This is a genomic window from Pseudomonas rustica (genome assembly GCF_049959085.1).
GTDB classification, from domain to species: domain Bacteria; phylum Pseudomonadota; class Gammaproteobacteria; order Pseudomonadales; family Pseudomonadaceae; genus Aquipseudomonas; species Aquipseudomonas rustica.
On record NZ_CP188200.1, the window covers coordinates 899543 to 922078 of the forward strand.

The 22536-nt window shown below is 58.8% G+C and carries 20 protein-coding genes; 12 read left to right on the forward strand and 8 right to left on the reverse strand.

The annotated features are described in order from the left end of the window. Positions 1-6: 6 nt before the first annotated feature. A complete protein-coding gene (locus tag ACP3TY_RS04285; RefSeq protein WP_053122834.1) occupies positions 7-1395 on the forward strand; it encodes an MFS transporter in 1389 nt (462 codons plus the stop codon). 303 nt (positions 1396-1698) lie between these two features. Here the strand turns inward: ACP3TY_RS04285 and ACP3TY_RS04290 are convergent, their stop codons facing one another. From ACP3TY_RS04290 to flgA, 4 genes are all read right to left on the reverse strand, one after another. Further along, positions 1699-2445, reverse strand: coding sequence for a flagellar brake protein (locus tag ACP3TY_RS04290; RefSeq protein WP_426619304.1), 747 nt, complete (start codon positions 2443-2445; stop codon positions 1699-1701). 88 nt (positions 2446-2533) lie between these two features. Further along, the gene (locus tag ACP3TY_RS04295) at positions 2534-3001 is read right to left on the reverse strand and encodes a flagella synthesis protein FlgN (RefSeq protein ID WP_053122830.1); all 468 of its coding nucleotides are present in this window, start codon (positions 2999-3001) and stop codon (positions 2534-2536) included. Between the two features lie 48 nt (positions 3002-3049). After that, entirely contained in the window at positions 3050-3376 is a 327-nt protein-coding gene (gene flgM / locus ACP3TY_RS04300) for a flagellar biosynthesis anti-sigma factor FlgM (protein WP_053122828.1), read from the reverse strand. Between the two features lie 160 nt (positions 3377-3536). Next, positions 3537-4298 (reverse strand): flagellar basal body P-ring formation chaperone FlgA, encoded by a 762-nt coding sequence (gene flgA / locus ACP3TY_RS04305; RefSeq protein ID WP_426620429.1) that lies wholly within the window; start codon positions 4296-4298, stop codon positions 3537-3539. An 82-nt stretch (positions 4299-4380) separates the two neighbouring features. Here flgA and ACP3TY_RS04310 point away from each other — a divergent pair, with 82 nt between their 5' ends. The 6 genes from ACP3TY_RS04310 (at position 4381) to flgE (ending at position 9476) form a co-directional block, all read left to right on the forward strand. After that, the gene (locus ACP3TY_RS04310; RefSeq protein ID WP_159812703.1) at positions 4381-5313 is read left to right on the forward strand and encodes a chemotaxis protein CheV; all 933 of its coding nucleotides are present in this window, start codon (positions 4381-4383) and stop codon (positions 5311-5313) included. A gap of 46 nt (positions 5314-5359) precedes the next feature. Next, positions 5360-6187, forward strand: coding sequence for a protein-glutamate O-methyltransferase CheR (gene cheR / locus ACP3TY_RS04315; protein ID WP_426619305.1), 828 nt, complete (start codon positions 5360-5362; stop codon positions 6185-6187). A gap of 324 nt (positions 6188-6511) precedes the next feature. After that, positions 6512-6919: a flagellar basal body rod protein FlgB gene (gene flgB, locus ACP3TY_RS04320; protein WP_053122819.1), complete on the forward strand. Its 408-nt coding sequence runs from the start codon at positions 6512-6514 to the stop codon at positions 6917-6919. Between the two features lie 3 nt (positions 6920-6922). Further along, entirely contained in the window at positions 6923-7366 is a 444-nt protein-coding gene (gene flgC / locus ACP3TY_RS04325) for a flagellar basal body rod protein FlgC (protein WP_053122816.1), read from the forward strand. A 15-nt stretch (positions 7367-7381) separates the two neighbouring features. Continuing rightward, positions 7382-8110 (forward strand): flagellar hook assembly protein FlgD, encoded by a 729-nt coding sequence (gene flgD / locus ACP3TY_RS04330; protein WP_053122813.1) that lies wholly within the window; start codon positions 7382-7384, stop codon positions 8108-8110. A gap of 31 nt (positions 8111-8141) precedes the next feature. After that, positions 8142-9476: a flagellar hook protein FlgE gene (gene flgE, locus ACP3TY_RS04335; RefSeq protein ID WP_159812701.1), complete on the forward strand. Its 1335-nt coding sequence runs from the start codon at positions 8142-8144 to the stop codon at positions 9474-9476. 875 nt (positions 9477-10351) lie between these two features. On the opposite strand, the gene ACP3TY_RS04340 is transcribed toward flgE, so the two are convergent. After that, complete coding sequence (locus tag ACP3TY_RS04340; protein WP_053122809.1) at positions 10352-13246, reverse strand: ribonucleoside-diphosphate reductase subunit alpha; 2895 nt, start codon at positions 13244-13246, stop codon at positions 10352-10354. 829 nt (positions 13247-14075) lie between these two features. On the opposite strand from ACP3TY_RS04340, the gene ACP3TY_RS04345 reads away from it, so the two are divergent. After that, positions 14076-14798, forward strand: coding sequence for a response regulator (locus ACP3TY_RS04345; RefSeq protein ID WP_159812697.1), 723 nt, complete (start codon positions 14076-14078; stop codon positions 14796-14798). Continuing rightward, entirely contained in the window at positions 14795-16405 is a 1611-nt protein-coding gene (locus ACP3TY_RS04350) for an ATP-binding protein (protein ID WP_426619306.1), read from the forward strand. The genes ACP3TY_RS04345 and ACP3TY_RS04350 overlap by 4 nt, the downstream gene beginning before the upstream one ends. A 117-nt stretch (positions 16406-16522) precedes the next feature. Here the strand turns inward: ACP3TY_RS04350 and ACP3TY_RS04355 are convergent, their stop codons facing one another. Continuing rightward, on the reverse strand, positions 16523-17242 hold the full coding sequence (locus tag ACP3TY_RS04355; protein ID WP_400754182.1) for a 4'-phosphopantetheinyl transferase family protein: 720 nt from the start codon (positions 17240-17242) through the stop codon (positions 16523-16525). Positions 17243-17437: 195 nt separating this feature from the next. Further along, entirely contained in the window at positions 17438-18229 is a 792-nt protein-coding gene (locus ACP3TY_RS04360) for a dienelactone hydrolase family protein (protein WP_426620430.1), read from the reverse strand. A 144-nt stretch (positions 18230-18373) separates the two neighbouring features. Here ACP3TY_RS04360 and ACP3TY_RS04365 point away from each other — a divergent pair, with 144 nt between their 5' ends. From ACP3TY_RS04365 to ACP3TY_RS04375, 3 genes are all read left to right on the forward strand, one after another. Then, positions 18374-18979, forward strand: coding sequence for a hypothetical protein (locus ACP3TY_RS04365; RefSeq protein ID WP_159812689.1), 606 nt, complete (start codon positions 18374-18376; stop codon positions 18977-18979). Positions 18980-19129: 150 nt separating this feature from the next. Then, positions 19130-19807: a response regulator transcription factor gene (locus ACP3TY_RS04370; protein WP_053122799.1), complete on the forward strand. Its 678-nt coding sequence runs from the start codon at positions 19130-19132 to the stop codon at positions 19805-19807. Beyond that, positions 19804-21150: an ATP-binding protein gene (locus ACP3TY_RS04375; protein WP_053122797.1), complete on the forward strand. Its 1347-nt coding sequence runs from the start codon at positions 19804-19806 to the stop codon at positions 21148-21150. Before ACP3TY_RS04370 ends, ACP3TY_RS04375 begins: the two co-directional genes overlap by 4 nt. Before the next feature lie 203 nt (positions 21151-21353). Here ACP3TY_RS04375 and ACP3TY_RS04380 read toward each other — a convergent pair whose 3' ends face one another. Further along, complete coding sequence (locus ACP3TY_RS04380; protein WP_212548941.1) at positions 21354-22352, reverse strand: AraC family transcriptional regulator; 999 nt, start codon at positions 22350-22352, stop codon at positions 21354-21356. Positions 22353-22536: the final 184 nt, after the last annotated feature.

Sequence of the window (22536 nt, forward strand, 5' to 3'; positions counted from 1 at the left end):
ACGCCGATGCGCCAAATCTGGAAATCCTTTCGAGCGCTGTATTTCGCCTCGCTGATGATGTTGATCGGCTCGGGCCTTTTGTCTACTTATCTGGCTTTGCGCCTGGCCGCCGACAATGTCGACGGGCTGTGGGTCGGTGCGCTGATGGCCTGCAACTATTTTGGTCTGGTGCTGGGCGGCAAGATCGGTCACCGCTTGATCGCCCGTGTTGGGCATATTCGGGCGTATTCGGCGTGCGCCGGGATCGTCGGTGCGGCGGTGCTCGGGCATGGTCTGGTGGACTGGCTGCCGGCGTGGCTGGTGCTGCGGACGATTGTCGGTCTGGGTATGATGTGCCAATACATGGTGATCGAGAGCTGGCTCAACGAGCAGGCCGACGCCAATCAGCGCGGGCTGGTGTTCAGCGGATACATGATCGCTTCGTATCTGGGGCTGGTGTTGGGTCAGTTGATTCTGGTCATGCACCCGGGGCTGGGGCCGGAGCTGTTGATGCTCGTTGCGCTGTGTTTCGCCCTGTGCCTGGTGCCGGTGACGCTGACCCGCCGCATTCACCCGGCGCCTTTGCATCCGGCACCGATGGAACCGCGCTTCTTCATTAAACGTGTGCCGCAGTCGCTGAGTACGGTGCTCGGCGCGGGTTTGATCATTGGTGCGTTTTACGGTCTGGCGCCGTTGTATGCCTCGCAGCAAGGGCTCTCGACCGAGCAGGTCGGTCTGTTCATGGGTAGCTGCATTTTTGCCGGGCTGCTAGTGCAGTGGCCGCTGGGGTGGTTGTCCGACCGTTACGATCGTGCGCTGCTGATTCGCTGCTTTGCCGGGTTCCTCGCGGTGGCGGCGCTGCCGTTGGCGATCATGCCGGAGGTGCCGCTGGAGGTGCTGTTTGTGGTCGGCTTCTTCTGCTCGCTGGTGCAGTTCTGTCTTTATCCGCTGGCGGTGGCGTTTTCCAATGACCACGTTGAGGGCGATCGCCGGGTTTCGCTGACGGCGATGCTGCTGGTGACGTACGGCGTCGGCGCGAGCATCGGGCCGTTGCTGGCGGGTGTGTTGATGAAGTTTCTCGGCAGCCAGAGTCTGTATGCGTTTTTCAGCTTCTTTGCGTTGGTGCTGGTGTGGCGAATCCGTCCGAAAGCCGTGACCAATCTGCACCAGGTTGATGACGCGCCGCTGCATCACGTGGCGATGCCGGACAGCATGTCGAGCTCACCGCTGGTGGCAGCGCTGGATCCACGGGTGGATGAACAGGTGGTGCAGGATCAGATGCAGACACCGGTCGAGCCTGAGCCTGAACCGGAAGTGGAGCCTGAATCTGAGACTCCGCCGGAGCCAGTGGTGGAAACAGAGCCGGATGATGGCAGCGATAAACCGACGCCAGACATCAGCGGTGCCAGACCCTGACTCTGACTGCAATATTCACCTGTGGTGAAAACAGATTTAATGATGAATGGATAACCTTGAGGTGAGTGAATTCTTGTGGCGAGGGGATTTATCCCCGTTCGGCTGCGCAGCAGTCGTAAAACCATCCAGCTCGGTTCAACAGGAAAAATGTGCAGTCAGGATTTGGGGCCGCTTCGCAGCCCAGCGGGGATAAATCCCCTCGCCACAAGAACTCACTCACCACAGATTCTTGGTTGAATTCTCTCAGGCACAAAAAAGGGCAGTCCCGCCAAGGACTGCCCTTTTTTTATTTGCCGCTACGAATCACATATCGTCTTTATCGAAACGCCGTGCTTCACGCTGCAACTGATACACAAAGCGCTCAACGTTACGCGCCGCCTGGCCACTGATGTTGTGGAAGCGCAGACCCGCAAAGGTGATGTTGAGTTTTTCTTCGAAATGCAGATAACGCAGTTCAACCGAAGTCGGCTGATTGCCGAACAGCGGCGGGGCGATCAGGCGGTCGTAGACCTGGCCCAGTTGCAGGCGGTCAGTGATGTCGCCTTCAAAGCGCAGCTTGCAACCGGTGGCGGAGATGTCCAGCAGCTTGCCGTTGATCGACGCCTTGAGTTTCTCGCCGCCGAGTTCTACGTTGACCAGATCGGTCAGCTTCAGCGCGGCGCGGAAGGCATTGCGGCGCTGGTGATAAACCACTTCGGTCGGCAGTTCGCCGGTGTAGAAGCGGTCGCCGTCGGCATCGACGATGTCCAGCGTGCCATTGCATTCCCAGGCGATGCGTACGCCTTCATGGAAACCCTCAACCTTGAACGGCTCGCCCGCCAGCAGAAAGCGTTCACCGTCACGTGGCACCATTTCATCGAGGTTAATCGAAGCGGTATCGCGATCGACCTTGATCAAGTAGCTCTGGAAACGCTGGCTGCGCTCGTGAAAGGTGATGATCAGCGGATCATGGCTGTCTTGCAGCTGACGCAGGTTGCTGGAGATTTCCAGAGGTGTGGTGAGCACCTTAGGAGGCTGCGGAGCATCATCCGCGCTGAGGGCGTTGGACACGGTTTATCAATCTCCAGACAAAATATGACGACTAGCCAGCATTTTGCCAGCATGTTTCGCGAGTTGATAGAGCTGGCGCATCAACGACTCATGCCTGGCTGAGCGGACGCGGCATCGCGGGTTTGGCAAACGTGCCGCTGGCGTCATACAACGCTGGCGCTTCGCCCCCGGTGAGGATCTTCAGTTGATTGCTGGTCGCGGCCTGTTGCATGAGGATCGACTGGCCGTTTTTGACGTTGGCCGCCTGACATTGGGCGATGAGATCGGTCAGGGCATCGCCCTGGGTCAGCAGCTGCTGGCCAACGCTCGATTGCGCGGCCAGTTGCTCAAGACCTTGACGGTCTGGCGTCAGGTTGAGGCTGACGAGGATTTCGCTGCGCTTGCGGCCATGCTGTTCAAGCAGAATGATCAGTGCCTGTTTGGTTGCCAGAATCTCTTCGAGCAGGGGCATGTCGCGACCGTGCAAAGCGAGGGACTCGGTTTGCAATAACTCCAGCAATTGTTGAGCTGGAGCAAAGTCGTCGTTGATCAGTTGCAATAAATTAGTGTCGTGCATGGCTGGCCTTGGGTTTTAAGCGTCCAAAAGCCTCGCGCTGGCAAAAGCCTAGCGCTGGGCTTCGAAGTTGAGCAGTTTGCTGGCTACACGGTTGCTGTCGACTTTATAGCTGCCATCGGCAATCGCGGCTTTCAACTCGGCCACACGGGCTTTGTCGACAGCAGGCTGATCGCGCAGCTTGTCAGTGACCTTCTGCAACTGTTGAGCCTCATTGCTGAGGTGTACCGATTCCCCGCTTTTAGCGGTACTGGCCGTTTCGGCCTGGGTATTCAGCGGCGCGGAAGTGCCGTTTTCGGCGGTTTCCTTAGGCGCGCTGGTACGTGTACTGCCTGTCAGTGACGAGGAGCTGTTCAAACGGCTGAAATCGATGACCATGATAAAAACCTCTGGGAATTTGGACGCTTGCCATGTTTTCGGCCATCTCCTGGAAAACTTTAGGCACATTTAGCAATGAAAGCTGCATGCACCCGCGCGCGTCCTGCTGCGGCACAGTTTAGGGAACAGCCATGGCCAGCGCCAGTTTTCTCCTCGGTGTTTACATGGAAACTTCCACCTGTCCCGGCGCGATGATTTGCGCCTTGATCACCCGTTGCGAATTGAGGTTTTTCACTCGGATCTGTTCTTTCAGTCCGCCGTTGGACAGGGCTTCACCGGGCATGCGCACGGCGAGTGTGCCGCTGCGCGCGGTGATGACCACTTGATCACCTTTGCGCACGACTTCGGCCTGCTCCAGGTGGACTTGGGTAATCACCTGATCGGCGACCGTTGGTCGGGTCAATTTTTGCCCGATCGCTTCGTCTACCGAGGTTAGAAAACCTTGATTGATCTGACTGACATCGCGCTCGCGCAACGTCACGTCCTGAGGTTCGATAATCCCGGCGCGTCTGAGCGCTCGGGTGGTGGTGACAATCTCGCGAAACAGGCGGACTTGAGCGGGTACGAACACCGTCCAGGGCGAACTGCCTTCACAGCGAACCTTGACCGTCACCCGGCCCAAAGGACGGGGGGTGTTCTCCAGCGACGCTGTCAATTCCTTGTCGCACATCGGCATGCGCATACGCGGATCGAGCTGCTTGACTTCGATCTCGTAGCGGCCTTCGGTTTGACTGGTTGCCAAATAGTCTTCTACGGTGAACTCAAGAAAGCCCTGAGTGACGCCGATAAGCATGTCAGGCAAGGTAACCGAATCCGCAATGGCAGGGCTGCCAGCGAGCAAACAGCAGGCGGCAGACACCGCGCAAAGCCCTTTGCGAAGGGGAGAGGTCAGGTGTCGGAAAACTGTCGTTTGAGCGTTCATACGAGTTAAAAAGCAAGCGCCGTGCCGTTTAGCAATGAATGTGCGTCGCAACAACACTTGGCGTTGAGGTAGGAGTCTGGGCATGGCTGGTGTAATGGATTCGGTAAACCAGCGCACGCAACTGGTGGGGCAGAATCGCCTGGAGCTGTTGTTGTTCCGTCTCGACGGTCAGCAGCTCTACGGAATCAACGTGTTCAAGGTGCGGGAAGTGCTGCAATGCCCGTCGCTGACGTTGATGCCCAAGTCCAGTCCTGTCGTGTGCGGGGTGGCAAATATCCGGGGGGCGACCATTCCGATCCTTGATCTGGCGATGGCGACCGGCTCCGGCGCGTTGAAAGACAAGAACAACCCGTTCGTGATCATCACGGAGTACAACACCAAGACCCAGGGTTTCCTGGTGCGCTCGGTGGAGCGCATCGTCAACATGAACTGGGAAGAGATTCATCCGCCGCCCAAGGGCACGGGTCGCGATCATTACCTGACCGCTGTGACTCGGGTGGACAATCAGTTAGTCGAAATCATCGACGTCGAGAAAGTGCTGGCGGAAGTTGCGCCGACGCCGGAAGCGATTTCGGTGGGCGTGGTCGATGTCGAGACCCAGACCAAAGCGTTGTCGCTGCGGGTGCTGACGGTCGATGACTCGTCGGTGGCGCGCAAGCAGGTGTCGCGTTGTCTGCAAACGGTCGGCGTCGAAGTGGTGGCGCTGAACGACGGCAAACAGGCGCTGGATTACCTGCGCAAACTGGTCGATGAGGGCAAGAAGCCGGAAGAAGAGTTCCTGATGATGATCTCCGACATCGAGATGCCGGAGATGGACGGATACACTTTGACGGCCGAGATCCGCAGCGACCCACGCATGCAAAAGCTTCATATCATCCTGCATACTTCGTTGTCCGGGGTATTCAATCAGGCGATGGTCAAGAAAGTCGGCGCCGATGACTTTCTGGCCAAATTCCGCCCTGATGACCTGGCATCCCGGGTAGTCGACCGGATCAAAGCAGCAGATATCAGCTAGGAGCGCTTTGCTCCTGGCGGTCAACACGATTTAAGAGGCGGCATCATTGTCTACGGGTAATTTGGATTTCGAACAGTTCCGGGTCTTCCTGGAAAAAGCCTGTGGCATTTTGCTCGGTGAAAACAAGCAGTACCTGGTCTCGAGCCGTCTCAACAAACTGATGGAACAGCAAGGCATCAAATCCCTGGGTGAGCTGGTGCAGCGTATCCAGACCCAGCCGCGCAGCGGTTTGCGCGAGCAGGTGGTCGATGCCATGACGACCAACGAAACCCTGTGGTTTCGTGACACCTATCCGTTTGAAGTCTTGAAGAAAAAAGTCCTGCCCGAAGCGATCAAGGCCAGCCCCAACCAGCGTCTGCGGATCTGGTCGGCGGCGTGCTCGTCGGGTCAGGAACCGTATTCGCTGTCGATGTCGATCGATGAGTTCGAACGCACTAACCTCGGTCAGTTGAAGATGGGCGTGCAGATTGTTGCCACCGATCTGTCCGGCCTGATGCTCAACAACTGCAAGACCGGCGAGTACGACAGCCTGGCCATTGGTCGTGGTTTGTCGCCGGAACGTCTGCAGCGTTACTTCGATCCGAAAGGCCCGGGGCGCTGGGTAATCAAGGCGCCGATCAAAAGCCGCGTCGAGTTCCGCTCGTTCAATCTGCTCGACAGCTACGCCGCGCTGGGCAGGTTCGACATCGTGTTCTGCCGCAACGTGTTGATCTACTTCTCTGCCGAAGTGAAGAAAGACATCCTGCTGCGCATCCACAGCACGCTGAAGCCGGGCGGTTATCTGTTCCTTGGCGCGTCGGAAGCGCTGAACGGTTTGCCGGATCATTACCAGATGGTGCAGTGCAGCCCGGGGATTATTTACCAGGCGAAATGAAGCATGTGCAGAAGAAGGGAGCCCTCAGGGGCTCCTTTTTTTTGCCGCATGCTTCACGTAGGAGCTGCCGAAGGCTGCGATCTTTTGATTTTGTTTTTTAAGATCAAGATCTAAAGATCGCAGCCTTCGGCAGCTCCTACAGGTGGAGGTGCTCGCAGGGCGAAGCGGCAGAAAAGCGGCATCTGGCGGAAACCGCTTGCCGCTTTTCTGGCATTGTCGCTTTGCCGACTGCCCGCAAAGCCCCGGTTTACGGGGTTTCTTCTGTTTGGCACGCGGCTTGCTAAAGCTCATGTACGAAAAACCGGTCACCTGAAGGTTCCCGACATGAGCATCAGCTTCGATAAAGCGCTCGGCATTCACGAAAAAGCATTGGGCTTCCGCGCCCAGCGTGCCGAAGTGCTGGCCAACAACATCGCCAACGCCGATACCCCGAACTACAAGGCGCGGGATCTGGACTTCTCGAAAGTGCTCGAAGCACAGACCCAGAAGAACGCCAACGGCACCATCGCCCTGAACATGACCAACAGCCGTCACATCGAAGCTGAAGGCCTGGGCAATGGCGACGAATCGCTGCTGTATCGCACGCCGATGCAACCTTCGATCGACCAGAACACCGTGGATGCGCAACTGGAACAGTCCAACTACGCGGAAAACGCCGTGGGCTTCCAGGCCAGCTTCACGCTGCTCAACAGCAAATTCAAAGGGCTGGTCTCAGCCCTGCGCGGAGAGTAATCCATGTCCCTGTCCAGCGTTTTCAACATTGCCGGCAGCGGCATGAGCGCACAAACCACGCGTCTGAACACCGTGGCGTCGAACATCGCCAACGCCGAAACCGTTTCGTCGAGCATCGACCAGACCTACCGCGCCCGTCACCCGGTGTTCGCCACCATGTTCCAGGGCGGCCAAAACGCTGGCAGTAACTCGCTGTTCCAGAGTCAGGACGCCGCGGGGCAGGGCGTGCAGGTACTCGGTGTGGTCGAAGACCAGAGCAACCTCGAAGCGCGTTACGAGCCGAACCATCCGGCGGCCGACGCCAAAGGCTACGTCTACTACCCGAACGTCAACGTGGTGGAAGAAATGGCTGACATGATTTCCGCGAGCCGTTCGTTCCAGACCAACGCCGAAATGATGAACACCGCCAAAACCATGATGCAGAAGGTACTGACCCTCGGTCAGTAATAAGGGGCGACTGCCATGAGCGTTACCGATACCACCAGCTCCCTCAGCATGAACGACATTCTGGCCAACTCGTCGAAGACGGCCAGCAGCAGCACCTCCGGCGGCATCGCTTCGGCGACCAACAGCGCCACCGGTGGCCAGGCGCTGGGCAAAGATGCGTTCCTGCAATTGCTGGTGACCCAGCTGAAAAACCAGAACCCGCTCGATCCGCAGGACAACAGTGCGTTCGTTGCACAGTTGGCGCAGTTCAGCAGTCTGGAAGGCATCACCACACTGAACAGCACCGTCAGCTCGCTGGCCGGCAACTACAACTCCTCGCAAGCCTTGCAGGCGTCGTCGCTGGTCGGTCGCAACGTGATCGTGCAGACCAACACCGCGCAGCTCGACGACCCAACCAAAGGCCTGACCGGTTCGGTCACCGTGCCTTCGTCGATCGCCGGCGGCACCGTCACCATCACCGATAAGGACGGCAAAGCTGTTCGCACCATCGACCTGGGCAGTCGCGCGGCCGGCGATGCCAGCTTCACTTGGGACGGCAAGGATTCTTCCGGCACCGTGGTGCCGGTCGGTACTTACACCTTCAAGGCCAGCGCACCGATCGATGGCGCCGCAACGGATCTGGCCACTTACCTGCCGGCCACGGTCAACAGCGTGACCATCAGCCAGACCGGCGGCGAGCTGATGCTCAACCTGGCCGGCAAGGGCAGCGTTGCCCTGTCCAAAGTACAAACCATTGGTATATAGAGCCGATTAACCCGGCACAAAGGAGTGGAATATGTCTTTCAATATCGGCCTTAGCGGTCTCTATGCAGCCAACAAACAACTGGACGTGACCGGCAACAACATCGCCAACGTTGCCACCGCCGGTTTCAAATCCTCGCGCGCAGAATTCGAAGACGTCTACTCGGCGACTCGTCTGGGCAGCGGCAGCAAAGTGATTGGTAACGGCGTGCGCCTGGCCAACGTTTCGCAGCAGTTCACCCAGGGTGACATCAGCAACACCGGTAACGTGCTCGACATGGGCATCAACGGTTCGGGCTTCTTCACCATGAGCAACAACGGTTCGGTGTCGTATACCCGTGCCGGTACGTTCAAGGTCGACAACGCCGGTTACATCACCAACACCGATTACACCTCGCGTCTGCAGGGTTACGGTGTGGATGCCAACGGCAAGATTCTCAACGGTGTGTTGACTGACCTGAAAATCGACACGTCGAACCTGGCACCGAAATCGACTTCGTCGGTGACCTCGACCATCAACCTGAACTCGTCGGCACCGGTGATCGTTGACACCGGCGCCAACGCGGTCAAGTTCGATCCATCGAAAGCCGAGACGTACACCAAGTCGTTCAGCACACCGATTTATGACACTCAGGGTAACTCCCACGTCATGGATCAGTATGTGGTGAAGACCAGCGATAACACCTGGAAGGTTTACACCCTGGTTGACGGCCGTAACCCGGACGCGACCGGCAGTGATCCAACCCTGACGGCGCCGACGGCTTCGACGTTGTCGTTCGACAGCTCGGGCAAGTTGACTCAGGTGAGCACACCGAATCCGGCGGATCCTGCAAATCCGATTATCAGCAGCGACTTGACGCTGAGTAACTGGAAGCCAGGCACTGTGACCAATGGTGTGTTTACGCCTAACGGTGCGGCAGCGAACCCGGCGGGTGTGACCATTTCGATGGCCAAGACTACTCAGTACAACGCTGATACTGCGCGTTCGATTCCGACTCAGGATGGTTATGCCACCGGGCAGATCACTAACCTGACGATTGATGGCACCGGTACCTTGTTCGCCAACTTCAGTAACAATCAGAGCAAGGCGATTGGGCAGGTGGCGTTGGCCAGTTTCACTAACGAGCAGGGTTTGCAGGCGGTTGGTGGTACTAGCTGGAAGGAGACGTTTGCTTCGGGTATTCCGGGGTACGATGCGCCGGAGACCGGGACTTTGGGTTCGATCGCGTCGAACTCGCTGGAGGAGTCGAACGTTAACCTGACGAATGAGTTGGTTGATTTGATCAAGGGTCAGAGTAACTATCAGGCGAATGCGAAGACGATTTCTACGCAGAGCACGATTATGCAGACCATTATTCAGATGACCTGATTTTTGGTTTTGCTGTTTGAGAAGGGCCCCTCTTTTTTGAGGGGCTTTTTTTTTGGGTGTATATCCGTTGCTGCGGGTGTTGCGGCTGGCGGTTTCGCCCTTACGGCGAGTCCCTTTGGCAAACGCCCCAAAGGAACCAAAGGTCTGTGCCCTGACGTCCGGCCCTCGCTAAGGCTCGGGTTCCTTCGCTCCGGGTTCATCCGGGGGCATCGCCTACGGTTTGCTTCGCTGCACCTCCTCTCGATGCTTTCCCCGTATGAATCCCTCCACTCAGCCTCCCGACGGGCTCTAAGATCAAAATCAAAAGCAGGCGAGCTGACACTCGGCCTAGTGGTTGGCTTGGGTTCGCCGCGATTTCATGTAGGAGCTGCCGAAGGCTGCGATCTTTTGATCTCGCTTTTGTAGGAGCAGAGCTTGCTCGCGAAGGCGGTCTGCCATTCGGCCCGTTTCTGTCAGGTTGAACTCTATTCAAATGTAGGAGCTGCCGAAGGCTGCGATCTTTTGATCTCGCTGTTGTAGGAGCCGAGCTTGCTCGCGAAGGCGGTCTGACAGCCGGCCGGTTTCTGTCAGTTGAATACTATTCAAATGTAGGAGCTGCCGAAGGCTGCGATCTTTTGACTTTGCTGTTGTAGGAGCTGAGCTTGCTCGCGAAGGCGGTCTGACAGCCGGCCGGTTTCTGTCAGTTGAATACTATTCAAATGTAGGAGCTGCCGAAGGCTGCGATCTTTTGCTGTTGTCACTAGTAGCAAGATCAACAGATCGCAGCCTTCGGCAGTTCCTACAGGGAGTTGGGGCAAAAAAAAGCCCCCAACAAACCAGAGGTCTGTCAGGGGCTTTTTCAATCAGGTGTTTTTCAACACCTGATTTCGCTCAGCTTATTGGCAAGCTTCGCAATCTGGCTCGTCGATCGCGCAGGCTTTTGGCACTGGCGCTGGGCCGGCTGGAGCAGCCAGGACCGAGTCATCACCGTGGTTGCCGCCGCTGGATACAGCGTTCAGCTTGCTGGTGCTGATGGTCGACTTCTCGGTGCTGGTTGCGGCCAGGGCACGGAGGTAGTAGGTGGTTTTCAGGCCACGGTACCAAGCCATGCGGTAGGTCACGTCGAGTTTCTTGCCCGATGCGCCAGCGATGTACAGGTTCAGCGATTGGGCCTGGTCGATCCACTTCTGACGACGGCTGGCCGCGTCAACGATCCACTTGGTGTCCACTTCGAAGGCAGTCGCGTAGAGCTCTTTGAGTTCTTGCGGGATGCGCTCGATTTGCTGAACCGAACCGTCGTAGTACTTCAGGTCGTTGATCATGACCGAGTCCCACAGACCGCGAGCCTTGAGGTCGCGAACCAGGTACGGGTTGATCACGGTGAATTCGCCCGACAGGTTCGATTTCACATAGAGGTTCTGATAAGTCGGTTCGATCGACTGCGATACGCCAGTGATGTTGGCGATGGTCGCGGTCGGTGCGATGGCCATGATGTTGGAGTTACGAATGCCTTTCTGTACACGGGCGCGAACCGGTGCCCAGTCCAGGGATTCGTTCAGGTCAACGTCGATGTACTTCTGGCCACGTTGCTCGATCAGGATCTGTTGCGAATCCAGTGGCAGGATGCCTTTGGACCACAGCGAACCCTGGAACGTCTCGTACGCGCCGCGCTCGTCGGCCAGGTCGCAGGACGCCTGGATTGCGTAGTAGCTGACAGCTTCCATCGACTTGTCGGCGAATTCGACGGCAGCGTCGGAACCGTAAGGGATGTGCTGCAGGTACAGCGCGTCCTGGAAGCCCATGATGCCCAGACCGACCGGACGGTGCTTGAAGTTGGAGTTCTTCGCTTGTGGCACCGAGTAGTAGTTGATGTCGATAACGTTATCGAGCATGCGCACGGCGGTGTTCACGGTGCGTTCCAGCTTGGCGGTGTCCAGCTTGCCGTTGACGATGTGGTTCGGCAGGTTGATCGAGCCCAGGTTGCAAACGGCGATTTCGTCCTTGTTGGTGTTCAAGGTGATTTCGGTGCACAGGTTCGAGCTGTGAACCACGCCGACGTGCTGCTGCGGGCTGCGCAGGTTGCACGGGTCTTTGAAGGTCAGCCATGGGTGGCCGGTTTCAAACAGCATGGAGAGCATTTTGCGCCACAGGTCTTTAGCCTGGATGGTCTTGAACAGACGAACCTTGCCTGGGTATTCGGTCAGGGCTTCGTAGTACTCGTAGCGCTCTTCGAAGGCTTTACCGGTCAGGTCGTGCAGGTCCGGTACTTCGGATGGCGAGAACAGGGTCCACTTGCCATCGTCGAAGACGCGCTTCATGAACAGGTCAGGGATCCAGTTGGCAGTGTTCATGTCGTGGGTACGACGACGATCATCACCGGTGTTCTTGCGGAGTTCGATGAACTCCTCGATGTCCATGTGCCAGGTTTCCAGGTAAGCGCAGACAGCGCCTTTGCGCTTGCCACCCTGGTTAACGGCGACGGCGGTGTCGTTCACGACTTTCAGGAACGGAACCACGCCTTGCGACTTGCCGTTGGTGCCCTTGATGTACGAACCCAGTGCACGCACCGGCGTCCAGTCGTTGCCCAGGCCGCCAGCGAATTTCGACAACATGGCGTTGTCGTGGATCGCGTGGTAGATACCCGACAGGTCATCCGGCACGGTGGTCAGGTAGCAGCTCGACAGCTGTGGACGCAGGGTACCGGCGTTGAACAGGGTCGGCGTCGACGACATGTAGTCGAAGGACGACAGCAGGTTGTAGAACTCGATCGCACGGTCTTCTTTCTGCTTCTCTTCGATCGCCAGGCCCATGGCCACGCGCATGAAGAAAATCTGCGGCAGTTCGAAGCGGATACCGTCCTTGTGGATGAAGTAACGGTCGTACAGGGTTTGCAGGCCCAGGTAGGTGAATTGCTGATCGCGCTCGTGGTTGATCGCCTTGCCCAGTTTTTCCAGGTCGAAGGTGGCCAGCACAGGGTTCAGCAGTTCGAACTCGATACCTTTGGCGATGTAAGCCGGCAGCGCCTTGGCGTACAGGTCAACCATCTCGTGGTGAGTAGCGCTTTCGGCCACACCGAGGAAGCCCAGGCCTTCGGCACGCAGGGTGTCCATCAGCAGGCGGGCGGTGACGAACGAGTAGTTCGGCTCACGCTCAACCAGGGTACGGGCGGTCATCACCAGGGCGGTGTTGACGTCGGTCAGGGCCACGCCGTCATACAGGTTTTTCAGGGTTTCACGCTGGATCAGGTCGCCGTCGACTTCTTCCAGACCTTCGCACGCTTCGGTGACGATGGTGTTCAGGCGGCCCATGTCCAGCGGCGCCAGGCTGCCGTCAGCGCGGGTGATGCGGATCGACGGGTGAGCGTTGACCGCTTCTTCGGTCGGGGCGTGGGCCGCGCGTTCTTTCGAACGACCGTCACGGTAGATCACGTAGTCGCGCGCCACTTTCTGCTCGCCGGCACGCATCAGGGCCAGTTCAACCTGATCCTGGATTTCTTCGATGTGGATGGTGCCGCCCGAAGGCATGCGACGCTTGAAGGTCGCGGTGACTTGTTCGGTCAGGCGGGCAACGGTGTCGTGGATTCGCGACGAGGCGGCAGCGGTGCCGCCCTCAACTGCGAGGAACGCTTTGGTGATAGCGACGGTGATCTTGTCATCGGTGTAAGGAACGACAGTGCCATTACGCTTGATCACGCGCAGTTGACCAGGCGCGGTGGCTGCCAGATCCGAATTCGAATCAGCGGCCTGCGGCAAGGTGCCCTGCGGGTTCTCGCGAGTTGTGTCGGTTTGCATGGGGGGTGATCTCCACATTCTCTAGTTTGTTTGGGCACCATCATGGTGCCCACCGTTCTGGCCAGAAGCACTACAACCGACGGGCGTCGGGCATAACAACTTCGGACCAGTAGGAAAAAGGCTAATGACGCCGCGTCCCTGCCGAAGTTTTTGGCTGCGAGCCAAGGCTCGAGCCGGGTTCCATCCCGGGTGACAGTAATGACTGCAACACCCGTACCGTTTCGGTCGTTTCCGACCTGAAAAACGGTGCCATCCGCAAGTGCGGTTTGGTCTTCAGAAAACTTGCTTGGTTCAACCGGAAACCGGCAATAAATCGCTTGAGTTTCAGGTCTGAAATGTGGTTGGGCTTTTCAGTCAAAAACCCTATATGTAGGGTTTTTTTGGCGCCGTGCTACAAGATAATGCGTTTCGAGGGGTGTTGCAACGTACTACCTGTGGATAAACCTGTGCGTAAATTGTGTAAGAAAGGTGGAATTCTCGTGTAGGCCGCGAACCTGCTGAGCTAGACCGTTTGTCACCGTTTTCTCACGGGAAAAACGCTTCAGCGGATTTTTAAGGGCGCGAACCCTACCACAAAAAATCGCCTTGTCCGAACGCATTTACCGACTTGTGTTCTGGCTGTACGCCGTTTATACAATCGGGCCATGTGAGCGCGACAAAAGCACGAGAGGATCCCCCGTAGGAGCTGCCGAAGGCTGCGATCTTTTGATCTTGATAAAAACAAAATCAAAAGATCGCAGCCTCGTTTCACTCGACAGCTCCTACAGGGGGTCGTGGATTCGGGCAATCGTCTTCCTTTATTAATAACAATAGAAAGCAGAGGTCACCGGTGGAGCAACAAGCCTGGCAGGTATTGATCGTCGAGGATGACCAGCGACTGGCCGAACTCACGCGCGATTACCTGCAAGCCAATGGACTGCGCGTGGAAATCGAAGGCAACGGTGCGCTCGCCGCAGCGCGGATCATCAATGAGCAACCGGATCTGGTGATCCTCGACCTGATGCTGCCCGGCGAAGATGGCCTGAGCATCTGCCGCAAAGTCCGCGACCGTTACGACGGGCCGATCCTGATGCTCACCGCGCGCACCGACGATGCCGACCAGATCCAAGGCCTCGACCTCGGCGCCGACGATTACGTGTGCAAACCGGTGCGCCCGCGTTTGTTATTGGCGCGGATTCAGGCGTTGCTGCGACGCAGTGACTCACCCGAGCCGACCAGCGAAAAAAGCCGTCGCCTGCAATTCGGCCCGCTGGTGGTCGACAACGCATTGCGCGAAGCCTGGCTCAGCGATAACGGCATCGAACTGACCAGCGCCGAATTCGATTTGCTCTGGCTGCTGGTCTCCAACGCCGGGCGCATTCTCTCGCGGGAAGAAATCTTCACCGCCCTGCGCGGCATCGGTTACGACGGCCAGGATCGCTCGATCGATGTGCGCATCTCGCGCATTCGCCCGAAAATCGGCGACGACCCCGACCATCCACGCCTGATCAAAACCGTGCGCAGCAAAGGCTACCTGTTCGTCCCTGAAGCCTGCGTAGACTTGCCGCTGTGAACTCGATCTTCCTGCGCATTTACGGCGGCATGTGCGCAGCGATCATTCTGGTAGCGGTGCTCGGCGTGCTGGCGCTGAACCTGCTCAACCAAGTGCGCAGCGAGCAGTACCGCGAGCGTCTGGCCCACGGCACGTTCTCGCTGATGGCCAGCAACCTGCAACCGATGAACGAAACCGAACGCCATCGCGCATTGCTGGTGTGGGAACGTTTGCTGGGGATTCCGCTGGCGCTGAAGAAGTTTACTGACACCGATCTCGACCTGACCCAGCGCACCCGCGTGCAGCGCGGCCAGGCTTTGGTCGAACAGACCGGCCCGCACGCGGCGAAGGTCTATCGACTGGTCAGCGACAAAGAGCAGCTTGTGCTCGTAGGCGAGGTGCAGCAGATCAGCGAGCAACTGGCGCGCGCGACTATTTACCTGCTCGCCGATGAGCTGGTGCGCGTGCCGGTCGCTGACCAACCGAAACGGCTGGCGCAGATAAAGGAAGAGAAGGGCTTCGGGTTCGATTTGCGTTTGGTCACGGTGGATGACGCCGACATGGACGAAGACCAGAGCCGCCGCGTGTCTGAAGGCGACACGGTGATGGCGCTGGGCAAGGGCGGCGATTCGATCCGCGTGTTCGCCGGTATGGTCGGCACGCCGTGGGTGCTGGAGATCGGCCCGCTGTATCAGATGAATCCCTATCCGCCGGAGTGGCTGGTGCTGATCGCCGCGCTCGGGCTGAGTCTGATCGGCTTGATCGTTTACTTGCTGGTGCGCCAACTCGAACGGCGTTTACGCGGTCTCGAAGCCGCAGCCACGCGCATCGCCAAAGGCAGTCTGGAAACCCGTGTGCCGGCGCGCGGTGCCGACTCGGTCGGACGGCTGGCGGCGGCGTTCAATGGCATGGCTGAGCACTTGCAACAACTGCTGGCGATCCAGCGTGAACTGGTGCGCGCGGTGTCCCACGAACTACGCACGCCGGTGGCGCGTCTGCGTTTCGGTCTGGAAATGATCGGCTCGGCGACCACCCCGCAAGCGCTGGAAAAATACCGCGAAGGCATGGATCACGACATCGAGGATCTCGATAAGCTGGTCGATGAGATGCTCACCTACGCACGACTGGAGCAGGGCTCACCGGCGCTGACCTTCCAGCGGATTGATCTGGATGCGCTGGTCAATCAGGTCATCGAAGAATTGGCGCCGTTGCGCGCCGAGGTCACGGTGCAGCGCGGGCTGTGTCTGTCGGCTGCGGACAATGACGATGCCTGGGTCGAGGCTGAGCCGCGTTATCTGCACCGCGCGTTGCAGAATCTGGTGAGCAACGCCATGCGCCATGCCCGCTCGAATGTGACGGTGAGTTATCAGGTCGGGCAGTTGCGTTGCCGGGTCGACGTTGAGGATGACGGGCCGGGTGTGCCGGAAGTTGCCTGGGAGAAAATCTTCACGCCGTTTCTGCGCCTGGATGACAGCCGCACGCGGGCGTCGGGTGGGCATGGACTGGGGTTGTCGATTGTGCGACGGATTATTCACTGGCACGACGGCCGGGCGTTGATTGGCAAGAGCAAGAGTTTGGGTGGGGCGTGTTTTAGTTTGAGTTGGCCAAGGAATCAGGAGCGCCGGTAATTCTTGTGGTGGCCGCGATGCCGCCTTCGCGAGCAGGCTCGCTCCCACAGGGGAATGCATTTCAAAATGTGGGAGCGAGCCTGCTCGCGAAGAGGCCTGAACAGACGCTGAAAGATTTCAGGCGTGGATACTGACCAAACTCAACAACTGCCCATCCCGCACCCCAAACTGCGCATCCAGCTCCGTCCCGCTGCACCACTCAGCCGACAAATCCGTCAGCAGCCGCAAGCGCACTTCACCGGCCTCCGTCCATTCCAGCACTTCCGCATGCTCGAAATAAAAGCGCTTCTGCACAATCGGATACAGCGCTTTGAACAAACTCTCCTTCACCGAAAACGTCAGCGTCACCCACAACGCCAACTGATCCCGCGAGCCTGCTGCCATGCGCTGCATTTCCGCCGGCGTGAGGATTTCCCCGGCGAGGCGTTCGGCGCGTTCGGCGTTGAGCAGGTTTTCCAGATCCATGCCCAAGCCGCGCCAGTGCTGCTTATTGGCAACAATCGCCGCCGCGCGCCCGGTGCTGTGGGTGATCGAGCCGCAGATATGCGCCGGCCACACCGGTGCGCGATCTTCGCCAATCGGCGGAACCACGCTGGAGCCTTCCAGTTGCTGCAACGCCGCCCGTGCGCAGATCCGCCCCGCGAGAAACTCAGCCTGACGCTTGGCCACCGAACGCTGAATGCTCGGCGGCGGCTCGATGGCGCTGCGACGAAAGTCATCGCCGAGCAGTTGCGCCGGATCGAAGTGAGTACTGAGCAGCACGGTATCGGCCAGCACCGAGGGCAACGGCCAATCGGCATCGAGCGGGGTGCAGCAGGCGGGGAGGGTGAGGTTCATGGCGGGCATTTTGCCGGTTAGCACCCACGCTGACCAGTGCCTGCCCGTGTAGGAGCTGCCGAAGGCTGCGATCTTGATCGTTCCCACGCTCTGCGTGGGAATGCCTCAATAGACGCTCTGCGTCCGCGTTGGGACGCAGAGCGTCCCGGGCTGCATTCCCACGCAGAGCGTGGGAACGATCAGGGTCGGGGACGGTTAGCTGAAGATTTTCTGGAAGAACGCTTTCATGTCCGCCCAGGATTTCTCATCCGCCGCCTTGTTGTAACCAATATCCGGCCCGCCATGTTCGCCATGGCTCAAACGATCCGCATCCGGGTTGGTAAAACCATGCTTGGCACCCTCAAGCGTGACGAACTTGTAGTTGGCCCCGGCCTTGTCCATTTCCGACTTGAAGGCGATGACATTGTTCGGCGTGACCATGCTGTCCAGCGCGCCATGCTCCACCAGAATTTTCGCCTTCACACTGCCGGGCGTCGCCGGCGTATTGGTCGCCAACGCACCGTGGAAACTCACCACGCCCAACAACGGCTCACCCTGACGCGCCGCGTTCAGCACCACGCCACCGCCGAAGCAATAACCGATGGCCGCGAGTTTGTTCACGTCGGTCTGTGGCTGCTGCTTCAGCACATCCAGACCGGCTTCGAAGCGTTTGCTCGATGCCGCCGCATCCTTGCTCGCCGCCTGCATGAAAGCCATCGCATCCTTCGGGTGCTCGGTGTTCTTGCCCTCGCCGTACATATCAATCGCCAGCGCGCTGTAGCCAAGCTCGGCGAGATCGCGCGCTCGGCGTTTGGCGTAATCGTTCAGGCCCCACCATTCATGCACCACGACGACACCGGGGCGTGCGCCTTTTATAGCGTCGTCATAAGCGTAATAGCCGATCAGTTTGGTGCCGTCGGCACTCTGGTAAGGGATTTCTTCGGTCTTGATCGCTGCCTGAGTCAGGCTGCTGACCGCCAGCAAAGTGAGGGCGAGGAACAGGCGCATGGTCGGGGTCTCTTTATCGAAAGTGGTCAAAACAGCCTAGTCGATTTGGTTCAGGTCAGGTTCAGAGACGGTTCAGGGGCGGTACAGGGGCTGGTCAGTAACCTTGCGCCATACCCAAACAGCACTGTGAAAGAGGAAATACCCATGACTCGTCTAAACAAACTGCTGCTGGCATTTACCCTGTTGGGCTCCAGCCTCGCGGCCAATGCCGACGACACCACCAATTTCGCCGGCCTGTCCTTCGGCCAGACCAGTGACAAGATCGACAAGTCCAACGCGCTGAACGACAACCTCGGTCACCCGAACGCCACCGGCGCCATCGATGGCAACAACACTTACGGCGTGCGCCTCGGTCAGCAAAACAGTCAGGGTCGCTACTACGCCACCTACGACAACGTGTCGGGCTCGCACAATGGCATTAAACTGCGGCAGGAAAATCTGCTCGGCAGCTACGATCTGTTCTACCCGGTGGGCGGCAGCACCAAGTTGTTCGGCGGTGCCACGGCGGGTCTGACTAAACTGACTCAGGATTCGCCAGGCTACAGCCGCGACAGTGACATCGGTTATGCGGTCGGCGGCCAGTTGGGTGTGTTGCAACAAGTCACCCAGAACACCTCGGTGGAACTCGGTTATCGTTACCTGATGAGCAATGCCAGCACCGAAATGAAAGAAAGCGGCGGCAGCAAACAAGGCTCGCTGGATCTGAACAGCAGCGCGCAGACTTACCTGTCGGCCAACTACAACTTCTGAGGACGACAGCGAAATTATTGTAGGAGCAAAGCTTGCTCGCGATGGCGCCGGATCAGTCGACTTCTAATTGACTGATTCACCGCTTTCGCGAGCAAGCTTTGCTCCTACAGGTGTGTTTTTGGAGATTCTGGATTTACCCGGGAGAGCGTTATGAAACTGTTGGTCGTCGAAGATGAGGCGCTGTTGCGCCATCACCTGCAAACCCGCCTCACGGAGAGCGGTCACGTGGTCGAGTCCGTGGCCAATGCCGAAGAGGCGCTGTACCAGACCGGTCAGTTCAACTTTGATCTGGCGGTGATCGATCTCGGCTTGCCGGGCATGAACGGCCTCGACCTGATCCGCCAGTTGCGCTCGGGCGGCAAGACCTTTCCGATCCTGATCCTCACCGCGCGCGGCAACTGGCAGGACAAGGTCGAAGGCCTCGCCGCCGGTGCCGACGATTACGTGGTCAAGCCGTTCCAGTTCGAAGAACTTGACGCGCGCCTGAATGCCTTGCTGCGCCGCTCCAGCGGTTTCACCCAGTCGACCATCGTCGCCGGCCCGCTGCTGCTCGACCTCAATCGCAAACAGGCGACCCTCGACGAACAACCGCTGGCGCTGACCGCCTACGAGTACCGCATCCTCGAATACCTCATGCGCCACCATCAACAAGTGGTGCCCAAGGATCGCTTGATGGAGCAGCTCTACCCGGACGACGACGAGCGCGATCCGAACGTCATCGAAGTGCTGGTCGGCCGTCTGCGCCGCAAGCTGGAAGGCCCGGCCGGGTTCAAACCGATCGACACCGTGCGCGGCCTCGGCTACCTGTTCAATGAGCGCTGCACTTGATTCGTTCGCTTCGCGTTAGGCTGATGCTCGCCGCCACCACGTTGGCGGTGTTGTTCATGCTCGCCTTGCTCCCGGCGATGCAGGGCGCGTTCAGTCTCGCGTTGCAGGACTCGATCGAACAGCGCTTGGCTTCGGACGTCACCACGCTGATCTCTGCCGCACGCATTGAAAACGGTCGGCTGGTGATGCCGAATCAGTTGCCGGACGAGCGCTTCAACCTCACCGACTTCCGCCTGCTCGGCTACATCTACGACCGCGAAGGGCACTTGGTCTGGCGCTCGAAAGCCACCCAGGAAGAACAGATCAACTACAAACCGCGCTACGACGGCCTCGGCAACGAGTTCGCGCGGATTCGTGAGGCCAACGGTCAGGAATTCTTCGTCTATGACGTCGAAGTGAAACTGCTCGGCGGCAAAAGCGCGGCGTTCAGCATCGTCGCGCTGCAACCGGTGCGCGAATACGAAGTCACCCTCGAAGGCCTGCGCGAAAACCTCTACCTCGGTTTCGGCGCAGCTTTGCTGGTGTTGCTGGCGCTGTTGTGGATCGGCCTGACCTGGGGCTTAAAAGCGTTGCGCCGACTCAGTCAGGAACTCGATGAAATCGAAGGCGGCACCCGCGAAAGCCTCACCGAACAACACCCGCGCGAACTGCTGCGCCTGACCGGCTCGCTCAACCGCTTGCTGCACAGCGAACGCCAGCAGCGCAGCCGCTATCGTGACTCCCTCGATGACCTCGCGCACAGCCTGAAAACCCCGTTGACGGTGTTGCAAGGCGTCAGCGAAGACATGGCCCAGCGCCCCGAAGATCGCGATCAGGCCTGGGTGCTGCAATCGCAGATCGAACGCATGAGCCAGCAGATCGGCTACCAACTGCAACGCGCAAGCCTGCGCAAAAGCGGCCTGGTGCGCCATCAGGTGCGACTGCAACCGGTACTGAAAAGCCTTTGTGACACGCTGGACAAGGTCTACCGCGACAAACATGTGCGCGTGGCGTTTGATCTGCCGGAGCATTGTTACGTGCCGATCGAGCAGGGCGCCTTGCTGGAGATGATGGGCAACCTGCTGGAGAACGCCTATCGCCTGTGTCTGGGCGAAGTGCGCATCAGCGTGCGTGAAAATCACGCCGGGGTTGAACTGTGTATCGAAGACGACGGCCCGGGCGTACCGCCGGATCAGCGCGCGCGGATTCTCGAGCGCGGCGAACGCCTGGATGCCCAGCATCCGGGGCAGGGGATCGGGTTGGCGGTGGTCAAGGACATCATCGAGAGTTACAGCGCCAAGCTCACGCTGGGGGATTCACCGATGGGTGGGGCGGCGTTCAGGATTCATTTTCCGGCGGTGTGATTGGGGGCTGCCCTCACCCTAACCCTCTCCCAGAGGTAGAGGGGACTGACCGAGGTGTCTGGCGTTATCCATCGACCTGAAATAGCCAGTCGATTATGGATTCAACCGCGAAGTATCAGGTCGGCGGAGATTTCGAGCATCCCCCAATCAGTCCCCTCTCCCTCCGGGAGAGGGTTAGGGTGAGGGGCTTTTGATGTGGTGCCTCACTGTTCCTGCGCCCGATAAGCCCCCGGCGTCAGCCCCGTCCATTTCTTGAACGCCCGGTGAAACGCCGACGGCTCAGAAAACCCCAACTGCTCGGCAATCTGCTGCAACGACAAATCCGCCCGTCCCAAATGGTAGATGGCGATATCCCGCCGCAGTTGATCCTTCAACTCCTGAAAACTCGTGCCTTCCTCACGCAAATGCCGGCGCAGCGTCTGTGGGCTGATGTGCATTTGCGCGGCCACCGCTTCCAGATCCGGCCAATTCGCACTGTCACGGCTGAGCAAGCGGCGCAACCGACTGCTCAGGCTGTCACCATCATCCGGGCGTGAGAGCAAGTCAGCGGGGGAACGTTCGAGGAAGTGTTTGAGCGTGCGTTCGTCCTGCAACAACGGCATGTGCAGGTAGCGGCTGTGAAACAGCAGGCTGCTCTGATCGCTGGCAAACGTCATCGGGCAGGGAAACAGCAAATCGTATTCCGCGCCGTGTTCGGGGCGCGGATAGCTGAACGTCACCTGCTCCAGCCGGATGCGCTGGCCAATCAGCCAACTGCCGAGGCGATGCCAGATCACCAGCAGGCTCTCGGTGAGAAAGTGATCCGGATCCCACAATTGCGCATCGGCGAGGCTCAAACGCACCCATTCGTCTTCGCGGCTCAGGGTCAGGCGCGGGCCTTGCGGGAATAGGCTATAAAACAATAAGCCGCGTTGCAGAGCCTTCTCCAGATTGCGGCAATGAATCGAGGCGTGGCACATCATCGCGAAGCTGCCGGGCTTGCTCGGCGCGTTGCCGAAACCGAGGTATTCGTCGTCCAGCGCCAGCCACAGGCCCTGGATCAACTGAGTGAACTGCTCCGGCGCGAGACGCGCGCGAGGTTCGTCGAGCAATTCCGGGCTGATGCCCAGTTGCAGCAACAGACTCGAATAGTCGAAACCCAGGCGGCGTGCGCCACCGAGGGCGGCACGGGCGAAATGACTGGCGATGGTGCGTTCGCGCATAAGCGGCAAATCCTTCCTCAGGCGCCGGATGGTATCCGGGGGTGATGCGAGCAACAAGGCGGATTTCCGCCAAATTGTAGGACGACAAGCGGCGAGTTGGCGGAAATCCGCCACACTCAACTCACCGGAAGGTGACACTGAAAACACCTGCAGCCCTTGATGTCAAAAGGCTTGCCGGGAAATG

Bases quoted from the DNA above. Each gene is read 5' to 3' on its own strand.
- flgA (WP_426620429.1), bottom strand. From the start codon at position 4,298: ATGAACGCTCAAACGACAGTTTTCCGACACCTGACCTCTCCCCTTCGC.
- ACP3TY_RS04380 (WP_212548941.1), bottom strand. From the start codon at position 22,352: ATGCGCGAACGCACCATCGCCAGTCATTTCGCCCGTGCCGCCCTCGGT.
- flgE (WP_159812701.1), top strand. From the start codon at position 8,142: ATGTCTTTCAATATCGGCCTTAGCGGTCTCTATGCAGCCAACAAACAA.
- flgM (WP_053122828.1), bottom strand. From the start codon at position 3,376: ATGGTCATCGATTTCAGCCGTTTGAACAGCTCCTCGTCACTGACAGGC.
- ACP3TY_RS04285 (WP_053122834.1), top strand. From the start codon at position 7: ATGCGCCAAATCTGGAAATCCTTTCGAGCGCTGTATTTCGCCTCGCTG.
- ACP3TY_RS04340 (WP_053122809.1), bottom strand. From the start codon at position 13,246: ATGCAAACCGACACAACTCGCGAGAACCCGCAGGGCACCTTGCCGCAG.
- ACP3TY_RS04360 (WP_426620430.1), bottom strand. From the start codon at position 18,229: ATGCGCCTGTTCCTCGCCCTCACTTTGCTGGCGGTCAGCAGCCTGACT.
- flgD (WP_053122813.1), top strand. From the start codon at position 7,382: ATGAGCGTTACCGATACCACCAGCTCCCTCAGCATGAACGACATTCTG.
- ACP3TY_RS04365 (WP_159812689.1), top strand. From the start codon at position 18,374: ATGACTCGTCTAAACAAACTGCTGCTGGCATTTACCCTGTTGGGCTCC.
- flgC (WP_053122816.1), top strand. From the start codon at position 6,923: ATGTCCCTGTCCAGCGTTTTCAACATTGCCGGCAGCGGCATGAGCGCA.
- ACP3TY_RS04355 (WP_400754182.1), bottom strand. From the start codon at position 17,242: ATGAACCTCACCCTCCCCGCCTGCTGCACCCCGCTCGATGCCGATTGG.
- ACP3TY_RS04310 (WP_159812703.1), top strand. From the start codon at position 4,381: ATGGCTGGTGTAATGGATTCGGTAAACCAGCGCACGCAACTGGTGGGG.
- ACP3TY_RS04370 (WP_053122799.1), top strand. From the start codon at position 19,130: ATGAAACTGTTGGTCGTCGAAGATGAGGCGCTGTTGCGCCATCACCTG.
- flgB (WP_053122819.1), top strand. From the start codon at position 6,512: ATGAGCATCAGCTTCGATAAAGCGCTCGGCATTCACGAAAAAGCATTG.
- ACP3TY_RS04295 (WP_053122830.1), bottom strand. From the start codon at position 3,001: ATGCACGACACTAATTTATTGCAACTGATCAACGACGACTTTGCTCCA.